The organism is Pseudothermotoga sp., from assembly GCF_031962025.1.
Lineage (GTDB): Bacteria > Thermotogota > Thermotogae > Thermotogales > DSM-5069 > Pseudothermotoga_B.
Window position 1 is genome coordinate 223,202 of sequence record NZ_JAVRKW010000002.1, and the last position, 18,767, is coordinate 241,968.

Annotated in this window: 16 protein-coding genes; 15 read left to right on the plus strand and 1 reads right to left on the minus strand. The window is 42.0% G+C overall.

The features are described from left to right. Positions 1-13 precede the first annotated feature (13 nt). The 15 genes from AC4E92_RS02965 to AC4E92_RS03035 all read left to right on the plus strand — a co-directional run bounded on the left by AC4E92_RS02965 (position 14) and on the right by AC4E92_RS03035 (position 17,619). Positions 14-1,219 (plus strand): acetyl-CoA C-acetyltransferase, encoded by a 1,206-nt coding sequence (locus AC4E92_RS02965; protein WP_490239098.1) that lies wholly within the window; start codon positions 14-16, stop codon positions 1,217-1,219. Between the two features lie 16 nt (positions 1,220-1,235). Then, positions 1,236-1,895, plus strand: a complete 660-nt coding sequence (gene atoD / locus AC4E92_RS02970; protein WP_490239099.1) for an acetate CoA-transferase subunit alpha — start codon at positions 1,236-1,238, stop codon at positions 1,893-1,895. After that, positions 1,892-2,566 carry a 3-oxoacid CoA-transferase subunit B gene (locus AC4E92_RS02975; RefSeq protein ID WP_490239100.1) on the plus strand — a complete coding sequence of 225 codons (675 nt, stop codon included), beginning with the start codon at positions 1,892-1,894 and terminating at the stop codon, positions 2,564-2,566. Before atoD ends, AC4E92_RS02975 begins: the two co-directional genes overlap by 4 nt. A 91-nt stretch (positions 2,567-2,657) precedes the next feature. Continuing rightward, complete coding sequence (locus AC4E92_RS02980; RefSeq protein WP_490239101.1) at positions 2,658-4,454, plus strand: LTA synthase family protein; 1,797 nt, start codon at positions 2,658-2,660, stop codon at positions 4,452-4,454. A 71-nt stretch (positions 4,455-4,525) separates the two neighbouring features. Further along, positions 4,526-5,749: an ArsB/NhaD family transporter gene (locus AC4E92_RS02985; protein ID WP_490239102.1), complete on the plus strand. Its 1,224-nt coding sequence runs from the start codon at positions 4,526-4,528 to the stop codon at positions 5,747-5,749. 63 nt (positions 5,750-5,812) lie between these two features. Continuing rightward, on the plus strand, positions 5,813-6,454 hold the full coding sequence (locus AC4E92_RS02990) for a nucleoside-diphosphate sugar epimerase/dehydratase (RefSeq protein ID WP_490239103.1): 642 nt from the start codon (positions 5,813-5,815) through the stop codon (positions 6,452-6,454). 5 nt (positions 6,455-6,459) lie between these two features. Continuing rightward, a complete protein-coding gene (locus AC4E92_RS02995; protein ID WP_490239104.1) occupies positions 6,460-7,614 on the plus strand; it encodes a DegT/DnrJ/EryC1/StrS family aminotransferase in 1,155 nt (384 codons plus the stop codon). Next, positions 7,608-8,912 carry a nucleotide sugar dehydrogenase gene (locus AC4E92_RS03000; RefSeq protein ID WP_490239105.1) on the plus strand — a complete coding sequence of 435 codons (1,305 nt, stop codon included), beginning with the start codon at positions 7,608-7,610 and terminating at the stop codon, positions 8,910-8,912. Before AC4E92_RS02995 ends, AC4E92_RS03000 begins: the two co-directional genes overlap by 7 nt. A 21-nt stretch (positions 8,913-8,933) precedes the next feature. Then, the gene (locus AC4E92_RS03005; protein WP_490239106.1) at positions 8,934-10,982 is read left to right on the plus strand and encodes a sodium-translocating pyrophosphatase; all 2,049 of its coding nucleotides are present in this window, start codon (positions 8,934-8,936) and stop codon (positions 10,980-10,982) included. 64 nt (positions 10,983-11,046) lie between these two features. Beyond that, the gene (locus AC4E92_RS03010; protein ID WP_490239107.1) at positions 11,047-12,516 is read left to right on the plus strand and encodes a MutS-related protein; all 1,470 of its coding nucleotides are present in this window, start codon (positions 11,047-11,049) and stop codon (positions 12,514-12,516) included. Beyond that, a complete protein-coding gene (gene xseA, locus AC4E92_RS03015; protein ID WP_490239108.1) occupies positions 12,509-13,633 on the plus strand; it encodes an exodeoxyribonuclease VII large subunit in 1,125 nt (374 codons plus the stop codon). The genes AC4E92_RS03010 and xseA overlap by 8 nt, the downstream gene beginning before the upstream one ends. Continuing rightward, complete coding sequence (gene xseB / locus AC4E92_RS03020; RefSeq protein ID WP_490239109.1) at positions 13,623-13,823, plus strand: exodeoxyribonuclease VII small subunit; 201 nt, start codon at positions 13,623-13,625, stop codon at positions 13,821-13,823. The genes xseA and xseB overlap by 11 nt, the downstream gene beginning before the upstream one ends. Next, the gene (gene dxs / locus AC4E92_RS03025) at positions 13,810-15,666 is read left to right on the plus strand and encodes a 1-deoxy-D-xylulose-5-phosphate synthase (protein ID WP_490239110.1); all 1,857 of its coding nucleotides are present in this window, start codon (positions 13,810-13,812) and stop codon (positions 15,664-15,666) included. Before xseB ends, dxs begins: the two co-directional genes overlap by 14 nt. Further along, a complete protein-coding gene (locus tag AC4E92_RS03030; protein ID WP_490239111.1) occupies positions 15,660-15,992 on the plus strand; it encodes an Asp23/Gls24 family envelope stress response protein in 333 nt (110 codons plus the stop codon). Before dxs ends, AC4E92_RS03030 begins: the two co-directional genes overlap by 7 nt. Positions 15,993-16,014: 22 nt before the next feature. Next, a complete protein-coding gene (locus tag AC4E92_RS03035; protein ID WP_490239183.1) occupies positions 16,015-17,619 on the plus strand; it encodes a DAK2 domain-containing protein in 1,605 nt (534 codons plus the stop codon). A gap of 19 nt (positions 17,620-17,638) precedes the next feature. On the opposite strand, the gene tdh is transcribed toward AC4E92_RS03035, so the two are convergent. Then, positions 17,639-18,676: an L-threonine 3-dehydrogenase gene (tdh, locus tag AC4E92_RS03040; RefSeq protein WP_490239112.1), complete on the minus strand. Its 1,038-nt coding sequence runs from the start codon at positions 18,674-18,676 to the stop codon at positions 17,639-17,641. Positions 18,677-18,767 lie beyond the last annotated feature (91 nt).

Genomic DNA, 18,767 nt, shown 5'->3' on the forward strand with positions numbered 1-18,767 from the left:
AGGAGGAGTGTCAATGAGGAAAGTTTACATCGTTGGAGCAAAGAGAACTGCAATAGGAACCTTTCAGGGCACTTTAAAGGATGTCCCCGCTGTACAGCTCGGCGTTGCGGCAGCAAAAGCGGCTATGGAACAGGCGAATGTAAAGCCTGAATGGGTCGACGAAACGATCATCGGGAACATCCTGATGGCTGGACAGGGCATGGGACCTGGCAGACAGGTCAGTATATACGCAGGTATTCCGGCTGAAAAACCCGGGTACACGGTGAATATGCTTTGCGGTTCTGGCATGAAAGCCATCATGATCGGTGCAGTGGATATCATGGCTGGTCAAGCCGAGATAGTTCTTGCTGGTGGTATGGAGAGCATGAACAATGCACCATACCTGTTACCAAAAGCCAGGTTTGGTTACAGGCTGGGAAATGGTGAAATAATCGATCACATGGTTTTTGATGGGCTTACAGATATCTTCAATATGTATCACATGGGAGTCACGGCGGAAAACCTGGTGGAGAAATACGGTATATCGAGAAAAGAACAGGATCTTTTTGCCTACAAAAGCCAGATGAAAGCAAAAAAGGCAATTGAGACAGGTAGATTCAAAGATGAAATAGTACCGTTTGTGATAAAAGACAAAAAAGGAGACAAAATCTTTGACACAGATGAACATCCAAGGTTTGATACGACACTCGAGGCACTCGAAAAATTGAAACCAGCCTTCAAAAAAGACGGTACGGTAACAGCAGGAAATGCTTCTGGAATAAATGATGGAGCTTCTGCCACGGTTCTTGCAAGTGAGGATGCGGTGAAAAAATATGGTTTAAAACCACTGGCAGAAATTGTCGCATTTGCACAGCACGGAGTTGATCCAAGTATAATGGGTATAGGACCTGTTGGAGCAATTTCAAAAGCTTTGAAAAAGGCGAATTTGAAACTCACAGACATTCAGTTGATAGAACTCAACGAAGCCTTCGCCGCTCAGAGTATAGCTGTTCTAAGAGATCTGAAGAGCGAACATGGTGTGACAGATGATTGGCTTGAAGAAAGAGTTAATGTGAATGGTGGCGCAATTGCGCTCGGTCATCCAATCGGTGCAAGTGGTAACAGAATAACTGTGACACTGCTTTACGAGATGAAGAAAAGAGGACTTGAACTCGGTCTTGCGAGCCTGTGCATAGGTGGAGGTATGGGTACAGCGATAATCATCAGGAATGTGGAATAGGAGGTGCTCTGAATATATGAAAAACAAAGTCATAACCGTCGAACAAGCTGTGGAAATGATACCAGATGGAGCCACGTTGATGATCGGAGGTTTTCTTGGGGATGGAACTCCTGAAATGATAATAGATGCGCTCTTGAAAAGTGGCAAAAAAAATTTCACCATCATCGCCAATGACACCGCTTTTCCGGACAAAGGCATAGGCAAGCTCATTGTCAATAAAATGGCTAAGAAAGTGATCGTTTCACACATCGGTACCAATCCAGAGACACAGAAACAGATGATTGAAGGTACTTTGGAAGTAGAACTCGTTCCGCAGGGAACGCTGGCTGAAAGGGTACGCGCCGGTGGGTTTGGGCTTGGAGGAATTTTAACGCCAACTGGCGTTGGTACGGTTGTTGAGAATGGCAAACAGAAAATAACAATTGATGGTAAAGAATATCTTGTCGAAACAGCTCTCAGGGCAGATTTTGCACTGATAAAAGCCAAAAAGGCAGATTTTTACGGAAATCTTTTCTTCAATTTCACCTCTAGGAATTTCAACCCTCTCATGGCTTTTGCCGGAAAGGTGACAATAGTGGAAGTTGAAGAGCTGGTTCCGGTTGGTGGGCTTTCACCGAATGAGATTCATACACCTCATGCAGTTGTGGATTACATCGTAAGGGGGAATGCCAGATGATACAGGACCAAAATCTTGCAAAAGTTGTGATTGCCAAGAGGGTTGCGCTTGAGCTGAAAGATGGAGATGTCGTGAATTTGGGTATAGGCATTCCAACCTTGGTGGCAAATTATTTGCCTCCAAAAGTGGAGATTTTTCTGCAATCTGAGAATGGGATACTCGGTATGGGACCCGCACCGATGAGTGGATACGAAAATCCCAATCTGACAAATGCCGGCGGTTCACCCATAACATTTTTACCGGGCGCCTGCGCTTTTGATTCATCGGTTTCCTTTGGTCTGATCAGAGGCGGTCATGTTGATGCGACGGTACTCGGCGCTTTGCAGGTAGACGAAGAAGGTCATCTGGCAAACTGGATGGTCCCAGGTAAGATGGTGCCGGGCATGGGTGGTGCGATGGATCTTGTTACCGGTGCAAAAAAAGTTATAGTTGCGATGCAGCATGTTGCAAAAGGTAATGCACCAAAGATTGTCAAAAAATGCAGTCTGCCTTTGACATCTATAAGAAGGGTTGATCTGATCGTCACAGATATGGCGGTTATCGAAGTAACAGAAAAAGGCTTGCTTTTAAAAGAGCTTGCACCTCAAACAACTGTGGAAGAAGTAGTTCAGTTCACCGAGGCAAGGTTGATAATACCACAAGAGGTTCCCGTAATGCCTATAACTCTTTAGTTTATTTTTCACTTTTCAACAAAAAAGCGGGCTTAAGCCCGCTTTTTTGATCTTTCGATGTATAGATGTATAATTTTTTGGAGGTATCTATTTGTTCAAAAGTACGCAAAATTATGTGCTTTTCTTATCGACATTGAGTATTATAAAGATTTTCATCTTTTACCTGACAATTTCAGGCATGTTCAAGCTTTCGACAGCTTTGAGCACGGTAGGCTGGGTTTTTTTGATGTTTTTCGTGTTTAGCTTTGTTGTCAAGGAATGGGGTTTTGGATTGTATTGTGTCTTATCCATAGTACTTTTTGCCGATTTTCTTTATTTTCAGAATTTTGGAACTATGCCTTCTGTAAAACAGCTTGTCCTTTTACCGCAGGTTGGGAAACTTGGAACAGATATAAAGTATTTCACCGATTTTTTCTCTTTGCTGTTTGTTGCCGATTTGATACCGCTTGGAATATTCGATAGAAAAAGATATCTTTCCATTAAAGGGACAAATTTTCAAACACCAAGATGGGTACTGGTTACGGTATTGCTTTGCTCAATTTTCGCCGCAGCTCCACTTGTGTCTGAAAAGCTCAAACCATCTCAGGTCTTCAATAGATATGGTTTTGTTGCGTACCATGTATACGATATCGCCAGTGTGTTTACCCGTTCAAAACAGGAAGTTGCATCAGTTGTCCAAATGAATTCTCAGCAAATTGCTAAAAAAAGATACTGGGGTGCTGGTGCAAATAAAAATATCATAGTCGTTCAGCTTGAGTCTTTCCAGAATTTTTTGATAGGCATGAAATACAACGGTCAAGAAGTTACACCGAATCTCAATGCTTTGGTACATAAAGACTCCATTTACTTCACGAATTACTACCAGCAAACTGGCGCAGGCAACACAGCCGATGCTGAGTTCGTATCTCTTGTATCGTTGCACATTCCAGGTGATGAGGTAGCTTATGAAAAATACGATGTTATAGATTTTTACGCACTTCCAAGGATCTTGAGAGACTATGGATTTCATACAATTGCCATGCATGGCAATGTGGGCTGGTTCTGGAATAGGGATAAAATCTACCCGCATCTTGGTTTTGAAGAGTTTATAAGCCTTGAAAAATTCAAACAAGACCTGATCTTCAATATGGGATTGAACGATCTTTCCTTTTTTGAACAAGCCGTTGATATTCTTAAAAACTATCCAGAACCGTTTTTCGCTTTCCTGGTTACTGTTTCAAGCCACACACCTTTTGTAATTCCAGATCAGCTCAAGAGCTTGGAACTTTTACCAGAGCACGAAAATACGATCTTTGGAAATTACCTTCAGGCTGTGCACTATGCGGATTATGCCCTTGGAAAATTCATCGAAAAATTGAAAAGTACAGGGCTCTATGAGAAGTCCGTCATAATACTTTACGGTGACCATGCGGGATTGTATCCTTTCAACAAAGAGGCAAAAGACGCAATCTCAAAGTTTTTCAATAAAGAGTACAGTTATAAAGATGCCATGAATGTACCCCTGATTATTCATATACCGGGCTCGAAGATCAAAGAAGAAATAAAAACAACTGGAGGACAGATTGATTTCTTACCAACCGTATTGAATATAACAGGTATAGAAGATCAAAAGGTTGTATCAGTCGGCAAAGATCTAATTAACTCAAAAAACGGTTTTGTCGCTTTGAGGTACCACTTGCCAGATGGTTCTTTCATCGACGATGAAAGGTATTTTGAAGTGTCAAAAGATGGCATCCTTCAAAATAGTACTGGTTTTGATCTTAACTCCAATCGAACTTTGCCGTATTATGAATGTCTCGATGGCTATAAGATTGCCATTCAGCAGATAGAAACTTCTAAGCAAATACTTAACTCTTATGTTGAAAAAACTTTGGCGCTTTCAAAGTGATTTGCCATCTCTAAACACGGGCTTAACCTAAAAGAGAAATCAAAACTTTTAAAATACACGTGGGTGTTGTTGTGAGTCTACCTTTGATTGTTTTACTGGTTGTCTTTGCTCTCATTGCAATCAGAAAAATCAAGAGTGTGACTTTCAAGATATGGCAGGTCATGACCGCTGCCGCTGTATTTTTGATACTAACCAGGCAGATCAGCATTAAAGATGCTTTGTTATCTATAAATCTTGATGTGATCATCTTTCTAATCGGTATGTTTATCATCGGGGAAGCAATGAGAGAGAGTGGGTATTTATATCACCTTTCTTATCTGATCTTCAGAAAGGCTAAGAACTCATCCAGTTTACTTTTACTGGTCATATTTGTGAGCGGATTTCTTTCTGCCATTTTGATGAACGATACTGTTGCAGTCGTTGGAACGCCTTTGATGATCTATCTTGCCAAAAAGCACAGAATAGACCCAAGGGCTTTGTTGCTTGGTTTAGCCTTTGGTGTCACCATAGGAAGCGTCACAAGTCCAATTGGAAATCCGCAAAATCTGCTCATAGCACTTAAAAGTCAAATGAAAGGTCCTTTTGTTGTTTTTGCAAAGTATTTGTTCATCCCAACTGTTTTGAATATGCTATTGACATATTTTATTCTCAAGATATTCTACAGAAAATCTTTTGACGGCACACAGATTGATCATACAGTTGATATTACAACAGATGCAAAGCTTTCGCGCATCTCAAAAATTTCATTGATTTTACTTCTACTTCTGGTTGCAGTGAGAATCGTGGGTACTTTCTTTGGTCATGAGATCTTGAGACTCAGTTATATTTCAATAGTGGCGGCTTCTGTCGTTGTTCTGTTCAGCGAGAAAAGATTCAAGATCCTCAAATCCATGGACTGGGCAACGATAGTTTTTTTCGCTTCGATGTTTGTTACAATGCAAGCCGTCTGGAATTGCGGGGTTTTCCAGAAATACGTCTCTTTCATGAATTTTTCGAGCATCCCGCAGATACTTGCAGTCAGCGTCGGTGTGAGCCAGTTTATATCGAATGTTCCCTTTGTTGCACTGTTTTTGACCTTTTTCAACAACGCAAGCGATGCTGTTCTTTGCGCTCTTGCCGCCGGCAGTACAATAGCTGGCAACCTCACCATCCTTGGTGCCGCAAGTAATGTGATCATCGTTCAAAATGCCGAGAAGGAAGATGTGCATCTGACATTTATGGAATTTTTCAAGGTGGGGTTTTTGGTTACAGCCGTCAACATATCGGTTTACTGGTTGTACTTTCTGCTTTTGTGAATTTCAACTTTTTTGGTAATTTATTTGATTTTTGTAGTATAATTCACTCAGTGAGTGATTGATATGGATGATTATCTTTTTTTTGAGCCGTCTGTTCTTTTCAGAGAATATGTACTTTTGAAAGCCATTTTATCTAATGGTTCATTTTCCCAGCAACAATTTTCAAAGATCGCCCATATTGCTCCATCCATGGTGAACAGATATCTTTCGCTCTTTGAACAGAAAGGTTATATAAAAAAAACAGGTCCAAACAGAAAGAAGATGTCCTACGTAATAACCGAAGGTGGAATCTATAGATTGCAGTATCTCTCAATATGTTATCTCAGAGAAACTGCGAAACTTTATTCAAATTCCCGTCAGGTTTTCACTGAGGTCCTCGATCAGCTTTCAAAATTTGGTTTGAAAAAAATCGTTCTGTATGGTGCTGGTATAGTTGGACAGACTCTTCTTGATGCACTTACGGGTGAAAATATCGATGTCGTTGCGTTTGTGGACGACGACAGCTCCAAGCATGGCACAACTGTTAACGGTGTGAATGTGATCGATCCAGATATGGTACAAAAAATTTCCTACGATGCAGTTCTTGTAGCTTCATTCAGACATGCCGATGAAATAGCACAGAAGGCTAAATCTTTGAAGATGCAGAATATCTTTGTTTTCAAGATTCAGACAGACGGGCGGGTCTTCTTGGAAAGAAAGGAGTGAGGTCCGTGAAAGTACCACTCTTTGACATGACAAGACAATATCATGAGATTGAAAGCCAAATACTCAACGCCATTGACAGTGTTTTAAAGTCAGGAAGGCTCATCATGGGACCAAATGTCGAAGCTTTTGAAAAGGAAATGGCACAGTATTTGGGTGTAAAACACGCAATAGCCGTGGCAAATGGTTCAGACGCTCTTTACATTGCCGTCAGATCTCTTGGTATATCCGAAGGAGATTATGTGATAACCACAGCCTTCAGCTTTTTTGCGACTGCAAGCTGCATAACAAGAAATGGTGCCACTCCCATTTTTGTGGATATAGATCCTGAAACTTTCAATATCGATCTTGATCAGGTTGAAGAGATACTCAAAAGCCATCCACAGAGAAATAGAATAAAAGCAGTGATACCAGTTCACCTGTTCGGCAGAACCGTCGATCTGCAGAAACTTGAGAAGATAAGAAACGATTTTGGCGTGAAGATAATAGAAGACTGTGCTCAATCTGTCGGTTCGTACTGGATTTATTCAGATGGAAATATCAAGAAAAGCGGTTCAGTTGGAGATATTTCCACACTGTCTTTCTTCCCAACCAAAAACCTTGGAGCCTTTGGAGACGGTGGAATGATAGTGACAAACGATGATGCCTTAGCTGATTTTTGCAGGATATTCAGAGTTCACGGTGCAAGAAAAAAGTATTTCCACGAAATTGAAGGTATAAACAGCAGGCTTGATGAAATCCAGGCTGCCATTCTGAGAGTCAAACTCAGGTACCTTGAAAAATACCATGAAAGAAGAATACAGATAGCAAAAACATACAACAGGCTGTTGAACTCTCTCAATTTGGATTTGTTAAAAACCCCTCAGGTTCATGATGATCTGAGGTGTATTTTTCATCAATATGTGGTCAGAGTGAAAAACAACCACAGAGATTCTCTTAAAAAATATCTCAATGATAATGGTGTTGAGACCGCAGTTTACTATCCGCTGGGTTTACACAGGCAGAAGTGCTTTTCCCGGTTCGATTTTCAGCCTCTTGAAAACACAGAGCGTGCATGTAAAGAGGTGCTTGCGCTGCCAATCTTTCCAGAACTCAATGAGATAGAAATAGAGTATGTTGTAAAGTGCATAGGTGAATACTTCAAGGAGGCGAGAGGATGCTGAAGGAAAAAATACTCAACAGATCTGCTGTAATCGGTGTGATTGGACTTGGATATGTAGGTTTGCCGCTTGCTGTTGAAAAGGCAAAAGCGGGTTTCAAAGTGATAGGTTTTGATATTCAAAAAAAACGTGTTGACATGGTAAATCTTGGTCAGAACTACATTGGTGATGTTGTAACCGAAGATTTGCAAAAACTCGTCAGTGAAGGAAAACTTCGCGCAACCAACGATTTTGACAAACTCAGAGAATGTGATGTTGCAACTATATGCGTTCCGACTCCGCTGGACAGGTTCAAACAACCGGATCTAACTTATGTCGTTAACACGGCGAAAGATATAGCCAAAAGACTTCACAAAGAGATGCTCGTGGTGCTTGAGTCAACTACTTATCCGGGTACGACCGAAGAGGTTGTGAAACCGATACTGGAATCGACAGGTTTGAAATGCGAAGAAGATTTTTATCTTGCCTTTAGCCCGGAGAGGGTCGATCCGGGAAATCTCATTTACAAGACCAAGAACACACCCAAAGTGGTCGGCGGTGTTGGTGAGAAATCAACCGAAGTTGCAAGACTTTTATATGAAAGTGTGCTTGAGGCACCGGTTTTTGTTGTCTCTTCACCGAAAGAAGCGGAAATGTCAAAGATTCTGGAGAACACTTTCAGAATAGTCAACATAGCACTTATAAATGAGATGGCTATCGTTGCAGAAAAGATGGGAATAAACATCTGGGAAGTGATAGAGGCAGCTTCGACAAAGCCGTTTGGTTTCATGCCTTTTTATCCAGGACCGGGTGTCGGAGGGCATTGTATACCCATTGATCCTTTTTATCTGACTTACAAAGCGCGTGAATACGATTACCACACAAGACTCATTGAATTGGCTGGAGAGATAAATGATTATATGCCGGAGTATGTGGTTCAAAGAACCATGCAATTGTTGAATCAAAAGAAAAAATGCATGAACGGCGCAAAAGTGCTCCTGGTTGGTATAGCATATAAAGGAGACGTAGACGATGTCAGAGAATCTCCGGCATTGAAGGTACTCGAGCATCTTGAGAAAAATTTGGCAGATGTCGTTGTTGTCGATCCATACGTTGAAAGATTCAGTTACAAAGGCAAAGAGAGAAAAACCGAAAAGCTCACCGAAGAACTGTGCAGATGGGCTGATATAGCCATTATAACGACTGCGCATAAGAAAAGGATCGATTACAACATGTTAGTTGAGAACAGTGAGTTGATCTTTGATACAAAGAATATTCTCAAGAGTTTTGGCATAAAAAGCAAGAAGGTGATAGTCCTTTAACAATTTGATGGGGGTGGTCTTGTGAGCTGGTTTATTCTGGCTCTGTCTGCAGCAGTTAGTTCCATCTGCCTTGCGTTTGGACTGTATGCCTATGTTATGAAAAAAGATTCCGGCACAGAAAAGATGAAACAGATATCTTCTGCCATCAAAGAAGGTGCTCTCGCGTACTTGAGGAGGCAAAACAGGGCCTTAGCAGTTTTTGTTGTAATAATGGCAGTCATCATCGGTCTGGTGAGTGGCTTTCTTAAAAACCCATCGGTTGGATTGAGTATGGCAATTGCTTATGTACTTGGTTCTGTTTGCACTACTGTTGCCGCTTATCTTGGAATGAGAGCGGCAGTTGAGACCAATGTCAGAGTCGCGTCATCTGCAAGAAAAGGACTCAAAGCCGCTTTCCCAGTTGCTTTTTATGGTGGAGCCGTCATGGGAATGTTTGTGGTTGGGATATCGCTGCTCGGTATAACTGTTTTATTTTTCATTTTCAGAGTTGGTTTTGGCTGGAATGATTCAGATGCATCCAGTGTGGTGCTGGGATTTAGTTTCGGAGCAAGCGCACTCGCCCTGTTTGCAAAAGCGGGTGGGGGTATCTATACAAAGACGGCAGATATAAGCGCTGATCTTGTTGGGAAGGTCGAACTCGGTATACCGGAAGACGACCCGAGAAATCCTGCGGTGATAGCCGACAATGTTGGAGACAACGTTGGAGATGTGGCTGGAATGGGTGCAGATTTGACAGATTCATACATCGCGAGTGTGATTGCTGCCATGATAATTGGATCAGAACTTGGTGGTGGAATCCTCACGACGATGCCGCTGTTGATAGCTGCGATGGGACTTTTTGCTTCGATGCTTGGACTTGTCTTTGTGACCAGTAGTATTAAAAGCCCCGGCAGGGCTCTGAATATGGGAACATTTTCAACCTGTTTTATTTTTGTGATTCTGCTGTTTTTCGTCACCAGATTCTCAGGTCTTGAAGGTTCAAAATGGCTCGGAGTGTTTTTACCCACGGTGGCTGGTCTTGGAGCTGGAGTTGTCATCGGGCTGACTTCGGATTATTTCACTTCGATTGAAAAAAAGCCAACCAAGCAGGTTGCACAGGCTTCTGTCACCGGCAGTGCCATAAACATCCTGACGGGTTTTTCATACGGACTTGTTAGCATTGTGCCTCCAATTTTGTGTATTTCAATTGCAACTATTGCTTCGTGGTATCTTGCAAAAATGTTTGATATGGATCCATTTTACGGTGTTGCAAACGCAGCACTTGGCATGCTTTCGATTGTAGGTATGATCATCTCGGCTGATGCGTATGGTCCCATATCTGACAACGCCAAAGGCGTGGCTGAACAATCCGGGCTCGGTGAAGAGGTCATTGCAATAACCGATATGCTCGATGCAGCCGGGAACACATCAAAAGCCATAACGAAGGGTTTTGCAATAGGTTCCGCAGCTCTAACGGTTTTGGCTCTGTTCGCTGCGTACACTCACTTAGTGGATATAAAATCTCTGGAATTGATTTCTCCACAGGTTATCGCAGGTATTTTCATCGGTGCAATGATGCCACCATTTCTCTCGGCATTGTTGATTCTGGCTGTGGGTAGAAACTCTGAAAGAATGGTTGAAGAAATCAGAAGGCAGTTTAAACAGATCCCTGGACTTATTGAGGGAACGAGTAAACCGGATTATGCCAGGTGTGTCGATATAGCAACGGCAGGTGCTCTGAAAGAATTGATTTTGCCTGGCGTTCTGTCTATAATAGCTCCTGCAATGACACTGATCTTTCTTGGCAAAGAAGCCTTGGCAGGTTTTCTCGCTGGTAGCATAGTCACTGGAATTATCTTTGCTCTGTTTATGGCAAATGCGGGTGGTGCGTGGGACAACGCAAAGAAATTCATTGAAGAAGGACATCACGGTGGAAAAGGCTCACAGGCGCACAAAGCTGCGGTTGTTGGTGATACTGTCGGTGATCCATTCAAGGATACTGCCGGACCATCACTGAATACCATGATCACTGTTATGTCACTCGTTGCGGAAGTGTTCGCACCTTTGATACTTCTGATCATGAATCGATGATTGGGGTATAATTCTTTGGGAGGAAATTTTTCTGTTTTTAGACAAGACAACACGGGATTTTGTGATGGTTGATGCGATTTTGTCGAATTTTCAACCTGTGACGGAATATGGGAAAAGTTTTTTCAAAGAACTTTTTCCTATCAAAGACGAGAGGGAATTTTATCAACATTGGGAAAGATTACAAAAGGTACTGAAGCTTGATAGATTAACTGTTCAAATGATCAAAGATCAGCTTGGGCTTTTGGGATACATCAAAAATCAGGTTGAAAGCGGTTTTGATAGCATAGGTGATTTTGCAAAGCTCAAAAGATTTGTCTATTACACGATAAAACTTTCAGATTTGACAAAAGGTATCTGGGATTTACCAGACTTATCTAATCTGTGGAAGATTCTTGCCGATTTGACCTCTCAGTCTGTGAATTTCTACCTGCAATCTGAAGAGCTTGTCCATCTTCGAAAAAAACACCTTTCTATTTCAAAGCAGATAGAAGAAAAATTGAAATCTTCAAAAGAGGAAATAGAAAAGAGATTCTCAATTAAATTACCCGGCGAGGAATTCACATGCGACAGGGAGATTGCCGAAAAACTGATTCAGGAAGATTTGGTTGAAGTGGTCAGAAGGTCCAGTGAAAGGTATCATCTCAGAATCAAATGTTCACAGGAAGTTGTAGAACTGTCTGACCAGTTGAAAATGATAGAAGATCAGATGAGAGACGAAGAAGAAATAATTCTCAAAAAGCTTTCCAGAGCTGTTGATAGCTTTTTGGAAACTCTCAAATCCTGTGAAGAATTGGTCCAGCAGATCGATCTTGATCTTTGTAGATATGATTTCTTTTACCAGATGAATTGCTGCCGTCCGGAGATTTCAAGTGGATTTAAGATCGAGAAGGGAAGATTTCCGCCTGTTGTTGAATACTGCCAGAAAAATGGCTATACATACTATCCTGTGGATATTGAAGCGAGCAAGGGTGTAACGGTTCTGTACGGACCAAACATGGGCGGTAAAACGACCCTGTTGAGAACAGTGGGAAGTTTTGTAGTTCTCATGCATCTTGGGTTCCCGGTTCCGTGTGAAAGGTTTTCTTCGCCTCTTTTTGATTCAGTGAGGTATCTTTCCAGAGGTGAAGAGCTTGGTTTGAGCTCATTTGCAAGGGAGATTTCTTCGTTTGTGGATATCATAAAACTCGATGGAAAGAAATTGATCCTGATCGACGAATTTGGCTCGACGACAAATCCAGTTGAAGGCGAAGCACTGGCTATTGCTGCTGTTGATTATCTTGACAAGTTCAGCGACTTTGTGTTTTTCACAACGCATTATCCAGCTGTTGTCAGAAACGCGTCAAATGTGTATATGTGTGGAAAGTTGAGAAATCTGGACGCAGTTGACCCTCACAGAATGATAGATTATTCTGTGCAAAGAGGTAAACATCTGGGGCAGAATGTTGCGATAACTGTGGCTGAAAGATTTGGTCTGCCCGATCAAATTGTGCAAGTTGCTCAAAATTTTCTGAAAAAGGGCGGTTCCTGTGGATAAAGTTTACACAGTCAGTGAAATCACTTATTACATAGAAACTCTGATAAACTCCGATCCATATCTCACCGATATAAACATTATCGGTGAAGTGGTTGATTGCAAACAGAGAAATGGTCATTTGTTTTTTTCGCTCAAGGATGAATTCACAACGATAGGGTGCGTGTTTTTTGGCGGAGCCTCAATGGGTGTTAATCTGACAGATGGTCAGACAGTTGAGGCGCGCGGTGATGTTAGGGTCTATGCACCAAGGGGTGTATACAGATTTCAGTGTAAATATTTGAAAGTTCTCCCGCAGCGTGGGTTGCTTTTCATGAAAATGAAAGAAACTTACGATCGACTTTTGAAAGAAAAAATCTTCGAAAAGCCAAAGCGTCCTTTACCGAAGTACCCAAGAAGGATCGGAGTGGTAACCTCAAGAAATTCAGCAGCCTATCAGGATGTTTTGAGAACGATTTCAGAAAGATTTCCCGCTGTAGAAATCCTTTTGTATCACACAGGAGTTCAGGGAGAAGATGCCAAAAATTCTCTGATAAAGGCGTTGAATGATGCAGACAATGAAGAACTGGATGTGGTTTTGATCACCAGAGGTGGTGGATCGGCAGATGATCTGTGGATTTTCAACGATGAAGAGGTCGTCAGGGCTGTTTACAGATTGAGACACCCTGTTATCTCTGGGGTGGGGCATCAAATAGATACGGTTTTTATAGACTTAGTGGCTGATTATTCAGCTCATACACCAACAGCCGCCGCACAGGCAGCAGTACCTGAAAAATCACAGTTGATAAGTTATGTAACCAGTTTGATTCAAAGGGCGGGTATTCATCTTAAACAAAATCTGAAAAATGATATAACTCTGATTCAGATTCTTGCAAAAAGGCTATTAGATGCAATGCAAAAACACATATTTTTATGTGAGAAAAAATCAGAATCTTTCAGGTTAAAATTGTCTTCGCTAAATCCGGTGAACATACTTGAGAAAGGTTATGCGATTGTTGAAAAAGATGGTCGTTGGGTGAAAAGCTCTTTTGAGTTGAACAAGCAAGACAGATTGACTGTCCGATTTTCAGACGGAGTTGTGAAGGTGATGGTCTGTGAGGATCGATCAGATGGTAAGTGAGTTGGAAAAGATTGTGGAAAAGCTCGAACAGGAAGATCTGCCATTTGATGAGGCGCTGGATCTGTATAACAGAGGTATCGAGATATATAAAAAATTGATTGCGATGCTCAGTGAGGCGAAGATCCAGGTTCAGGATGTGTATGCTCAGGCTCAACAATTGATGGAGGGGACCGAATTTGAACCTAGATGATGTGGTAGGAGCAGATATCTGGAAACTTAAACAGATTTCGAGCATCATAAGAGAGCGAATAATACAGGTTGTTTCAGCAAATGGCGGACATCTTTCTTCCAATCTGGGTGTGGTTGAATTAACGCTTGCGCTTTACAACGTTTTTGATCCCAGACAGGATATAGTCATCTGGGACACTTCTCATCAGTGTTACACACACAAACTTTTAACAGGTAGATGGGATGAATTTACAAACATCAGAAGATTTGGTGGAATCAGTGGTTATGCGTCGTTAAAAGAGTCCGATCTGGACAGATTCGGTGCCGGTCACGCGGGAACTTCCATCGCCGCAGCTCTTGGTATTGAAAAGGCATTGAGGTTGAAAAATCAAAATAGAAATGTTCTGGTTGTAATAGGAGATGGGGCATTGACAAACGGTGAAGCCCTGGAGAGTTTGAACCAGTTGAAATCGCAGAATTCTAAACTGAAGATCATCCTGAATGACAATGGTATGTCAATTGCCCCGAATGTTGGAGCCCTTTCACAGACTTTTGCAAAATTGCGCACCAGCCCTGCTTATGTGAAATTCAAACAGCTTCTGAAGAAGGTACTTGAAGGATCAGATCTGGGAAAAAATTTTGAAGATGAACTGAAGAGAATTCGTGAGAGTATGAAGCATTTTATCTCCGGACCTGATTTTTTTGAATCGCTCGGCTTGAAACACATAGGTCCTATAGATGGACATGATCTTGAATTGATGACTGCCGTTTTTAAGAGAATAAAGCACTACGATTATCCGGTGGTTGTTCATGTTTTAACACAAAAAGGCAAAGGATATGAACCGGCTGAGAAAGATTGCGTAACCTTTCACAGTGCCCCAAAGTTTGATCCAGAGTCTGGAGAGCCTGTTAAGAAGCAGGGATATATATCTTACAGTGAGGTCTTTGGTGAGACTTTGCTCAGACTTGCCCAAAAAGATAAAAGGATCTTTGCTGTAACTGCCGCAATGCCAGATGGGACCGGCTTGAGACGATTTTCAGAAAAATTGCCAGATAGATTTGCAGATCTTGGCATAACTGAACAATCCTGTGTGACATTCGCCGCCGGATTGTCAGTCATGGGTTTAAGGCCTTTTGTTGCAATCTATTCCACCTTTTTGCAGAGGGCATACGATCAGATTGTACACGACGTGGCATTGCAAGACCTTGATGTTGTCTTTGCAATCGACAGGGCTGGTCTTGTCGGTGAAGACGGTCCAACTCATCACGGGTTGTCAGATATAGCACTATTCAGAACTGTGCCAAAATCGATAATCTTTACGCCAGCCAATCTGTTTGATCTGGTATGCTTATTGAGGACCGTGGTTGAAAAGAACATAAAAGGCGTAATAGCCATTCGATATCCAAGAGATTCTGAAAAAGCGGATTTTGAGGAACTGTGGGATAAATCAAAAACAATAAACCCGTTTAGCTGGGACATTCTCAGAAAGGGGAACGGTAAAATAGCTGTTCTTGCAGTTGGGAATATGGTAAACCAGGTTGAAAAACTCATTTCACTGGATCCAACTGTTGTCTATGTCAGATGCGTCAAACCTTTAGACGAAGTGACGATGAACTTTTTAGCTGAGAGTCACGATTTATTTGTCACGATCGAAGAGGGTTTTCTCAGCGGTGGTTTTGGAGAAAGTATAATCACTTTTATGAATCAACACGATATCAGAAAACCTGTGCTCACACTCGGTGTACCAGAAGAATTCATACCGCATGGTTCTAGGGAAGAATTGCTTAAATTCTGTAAACTTGACTCGGAGGGAATTTTTGACACTGTGGTATCATTTCTAAAAAAGGAGGTTTATGCATGGTAATCAAACTGGATTATGGAGAACTGCAGGTGAGTTTGAAGGCGTTGAAAAAACTCGCTTATATTGCAACGGCACAGAGCTATGGACCTGTGAACATATCTTCTGAAAGCTTTTTTGGAAAGCTCTTTGGAGAAAAAGAGGAAGAGAGAATAAAAGTTGAGGAACTCGACAATGGCAAGGTAGTTGTCGATTTGTACATCGAAGTCGAATACGGTGTGAAGGTAACAGAGGTTGCAAAGAATATCATAGAAAATGTCGTGCATGTTTTGAAGAACATAGGTACTTGCGAGGATGTTGAAGTTAACGTGCACGTGACAGGGATCCGCTGAGGAGGTGCGGATCTTGGAAAAAGTGAATGGAAAATTCATGAAGACTGCTTTTCAAAAGGCAACACAGTTTCTTGCGTTACATGTTGACGAACTCAATGCGCTAAACGTCTTTCCTGTGCCAGATGGTGATACCGGTTCAAACATGCTTGCAACAATGAAAGAAGGTTGCAAATATCTGGACCAATTGGACAAGGACAAGCATGATCTTTCGGCTGTGATGGAAGCCATTAGAAGTGGAACGCTTATGGGTGCCCGGGGTAACTCCGGTGTGATACTTTCCCAAATATTCCGCGGTTTTGCAATGTACTGTGAAAAGAAAAGGACACTTCAGCCAAAAGATATACTGAAAATGTTTTCAACGGCGAAAAACGTGGCATATAAAGCTGTTATGAGACCGGTTGAGGGAACTATGCTGACGGTTTTAAGAAGAATAGATGAAAGATCACAAGAAGCAAGCCAGGCTGAGACAGTTCTTCAGGTCTTTGATTGGATCCTTAAAGTGGCAGAAGAGACCGTAAAAGAAACTCCGAATTTACTTCCGGTGCTGAAAGAAGCCGGGGTAGTCGATGCCGGTGCCAAGGGATTGTACTACATACTGCAGGGATTTCGTTCAGTGGCTGCAGGAGATGAGCAGGTTAATCTCGAGGTGGTTTCCAGTACCAACGGCGAGATCTCTGTGGAGTTGCCTACAGAAGAACTAAAATATCAGTACTGCACTGAAATAATGGTGAAGGGAAAGAGTGATTTTCACATTGAAAAGGTTGGAGAGTTAAGGCTTTTTCTTGAAAGCATAGGAGATTCAGCGGTTGTGGTGCACGACGGTGCGGTGCTCAAAACTCATGTTCACACCAACAGTCCAGGTATTGTAATTGAGGAAGCGCTGAAATACGGAGAAATATTAAAAGTGAAAGTGGATAATATGAAACTGCAACATGAACATCTGGTGGAACAAACTGCCGAGCAACTCAAAAGATATGGTTTTGTGGCAGTTTCTCCCGGTCATGGTATCTCAGAAGTTTTGAGAAATCTTGGAGTGGATCAGATAGTCCGCGGCGGTCAGACCATGAATCCAAGTACAGCCGACCTGAAATTTGCCATAGACAAGATCAGGGCTGAAGTGGTTTTTCTGTTTCCTAACAATCCCAACATAGTACTGGCTGCAAAACAAGCTGCAGAGAATACGAAAGATAAACAGGTGATAATAATACCAACTCAAACTGTCCAGGAATGCATCTCAGCCATGATGAGTTTCGATCCAAATGAAGAACCAGAAAAGTTACAGGAAAAGTTCATCCAAGCTGCTGAATATGTTATTCCACTGTGTATTACGCGCGCTGTAAGGGACGCAAAGCACAATGGAACCAAAATCAAGAAAGGTGAATACATGGTGATGCGAGGTAAAAAACTCGTTTCACACGGACAATTTCTAAAGCAGGCGATGAACAGGGCTCTGACGGCACTCGATTTGCGTGGAAGAGAAGTGGTGACGATTTTCACCGGTCAGGACGCAGTTGATGCTGATATAGATACGATCAAAGAGGCACTGGAAAGGGCTGTTGACCAGGTGCAGATTGATGTTCATGAAGGTGGCCAGCCACATTATCCTTACCTTCTGATGATAGAATAAGGGGCAGATGCCCCTTATATCAATCTGAAAGTTTCATTACGATCTTTCCGCATTCACCTTTCATCATTAAGTCAAAGCCTTTTTGCCAGTCTTCAAATGGAATGATATGTGTCACCACTTTGGAAAGATCGATTTTTCCGCTGCTGAGAAGTTGATCTGCTATTCTCCATGTCTCAAAGATCTTGCGACCTGTTATGCCGTAGATTTTGATTCCTTTGAAGGTTATTAGTTCGTCTATGGCAAGCTGTACTTTTGTTCCAAATACGCCTAAAATGGAAGCTGTTCCACCGCGTGTGAGTGATCTCAATCCCTGCTCAAGTGCGCTCGCATTGCCGGACATTTCCAGAAAGACGTCAACACCATCACCGCCTGTGATTTCCATCACTTTTGTGTAAAGGTCTTCTTGAGTTGGATCTATTACTATGTCTGCACCGTTGTTCTTTGCAAGGTTTTTTCTGTATGGTTTGATCTCTGAAGCTATTACCAATGAAGCGCCGGCAGCCTTTGCAACCTGAACAGCCATTGCACCTATTGGACCTATACCAGTTATCAGCACAGTTTTACCGGTTAAATCTTCGACCAAAGCCGTGTGGATTGCATTCCCGAAAGGTTCCATCACCGATGCAAAATCAGGTGATATCTTTGATGATACCTTCCAGAGTATTGTCTGTGGTACCTTGATGTATTCGGCAAAGGCTCCATCAATGTCAACACCAAGTATCTTCATGTTTCTGCATATGTGCATTCTGTTGGTCTTACACTGATAGCACTGCTGACATGGAATATGTGTCTCTGCTGCAACAAAATCTCCCACCTGAACTGTTTGAACAGCTTCACCGATTTGTTCAACTATTCCGGCAAATTCATGACCAATTATCATAGGTGGTCTGATATGACTTTTTGCCCAGTCATCCCATTTGTAAATATGAACATCAGAACCACAAATCGATGCACGTTTTACCTTCACCAAAACCTCCGTTGGTCCAATAGTACCTGGTTTTGGTACATCCTGCATCACCAGTCCAGCCGCCATGTGTGTCTTTAAAATAGCTCTCATTTTAATCCCTCCCTGTTTCCAGATAAAGCTTACATCAAAGTTTTATAAATTCAAAATACATACTCAGGTTGGCATATTTTTTGCTGAACAT

Excerpts from the sequence above, each read along its gene's own strand:
- AC4E92_RS02965 (WP_490239098.1), top strand. The coding sequence starts at position 14 with ATGAGGAAAGTTTACATCGTTGGAGCAAAGAGAACTGCAATAGGAACC.
- atoD (WP_490239099.1), top strand. The coding sequence starts at position 1,236 with ATGAAAAACAAAGTCATAACCGTCGAACAAGCTGTGGAAATGATACCA.
- AC4E92_RS02975 (WP_490239100.1), top strand. The coding sequence starts at position 1,892 with ATGATACAGGACCAAAATCTTGCAAAAGTTGTGATTGCCAAGAGGGTT.
- AC4E92_RS02990 (WP_490239103.1), top strand. The coding sequence starts at position 5,813 with ATGGATGATTATCTTTTTTTTGAGCCGTCTGTTCTTTTCAGAGAATAT.
- AC4E92_RS03000 (WP_490239105.1), top strand. The coding sequence starts at position 7,608 with ATGCTGAAGGAAAAAATACTCAACAGATCTGCTGTAATCGGTGTGATT.
- AC4E92_RS03010 (WP_490239107.1), top strand. The coding sequence starts at position 11,047 with ATGGTTGATGCGATTTTGTCGAATTTTCAACCTGTGACGGAATATGGG.
- xseB (WP_490239109.1), top strand. The coding sequence starts at position 13,623 with ATGGTAAGTGAGTTGGAAAAGATTGTGGAAAAGCTCGAACAGGAAGAT.
- AC4E92_RS03030 (WP_490239111.1), top strand. The coding sequence starts at position 15,660 with ATGGTAATCAAACTGGATTATGGAGAACTGCAGGTGAGTTTGAAGGCG.
- tdh (WP_490239112.1), bottom strand. The coding sequence starts at position 18,676 with ATGAGAGCTATTTTAAAGACACACATGGCGGCTGGACTGGTGATGCAG.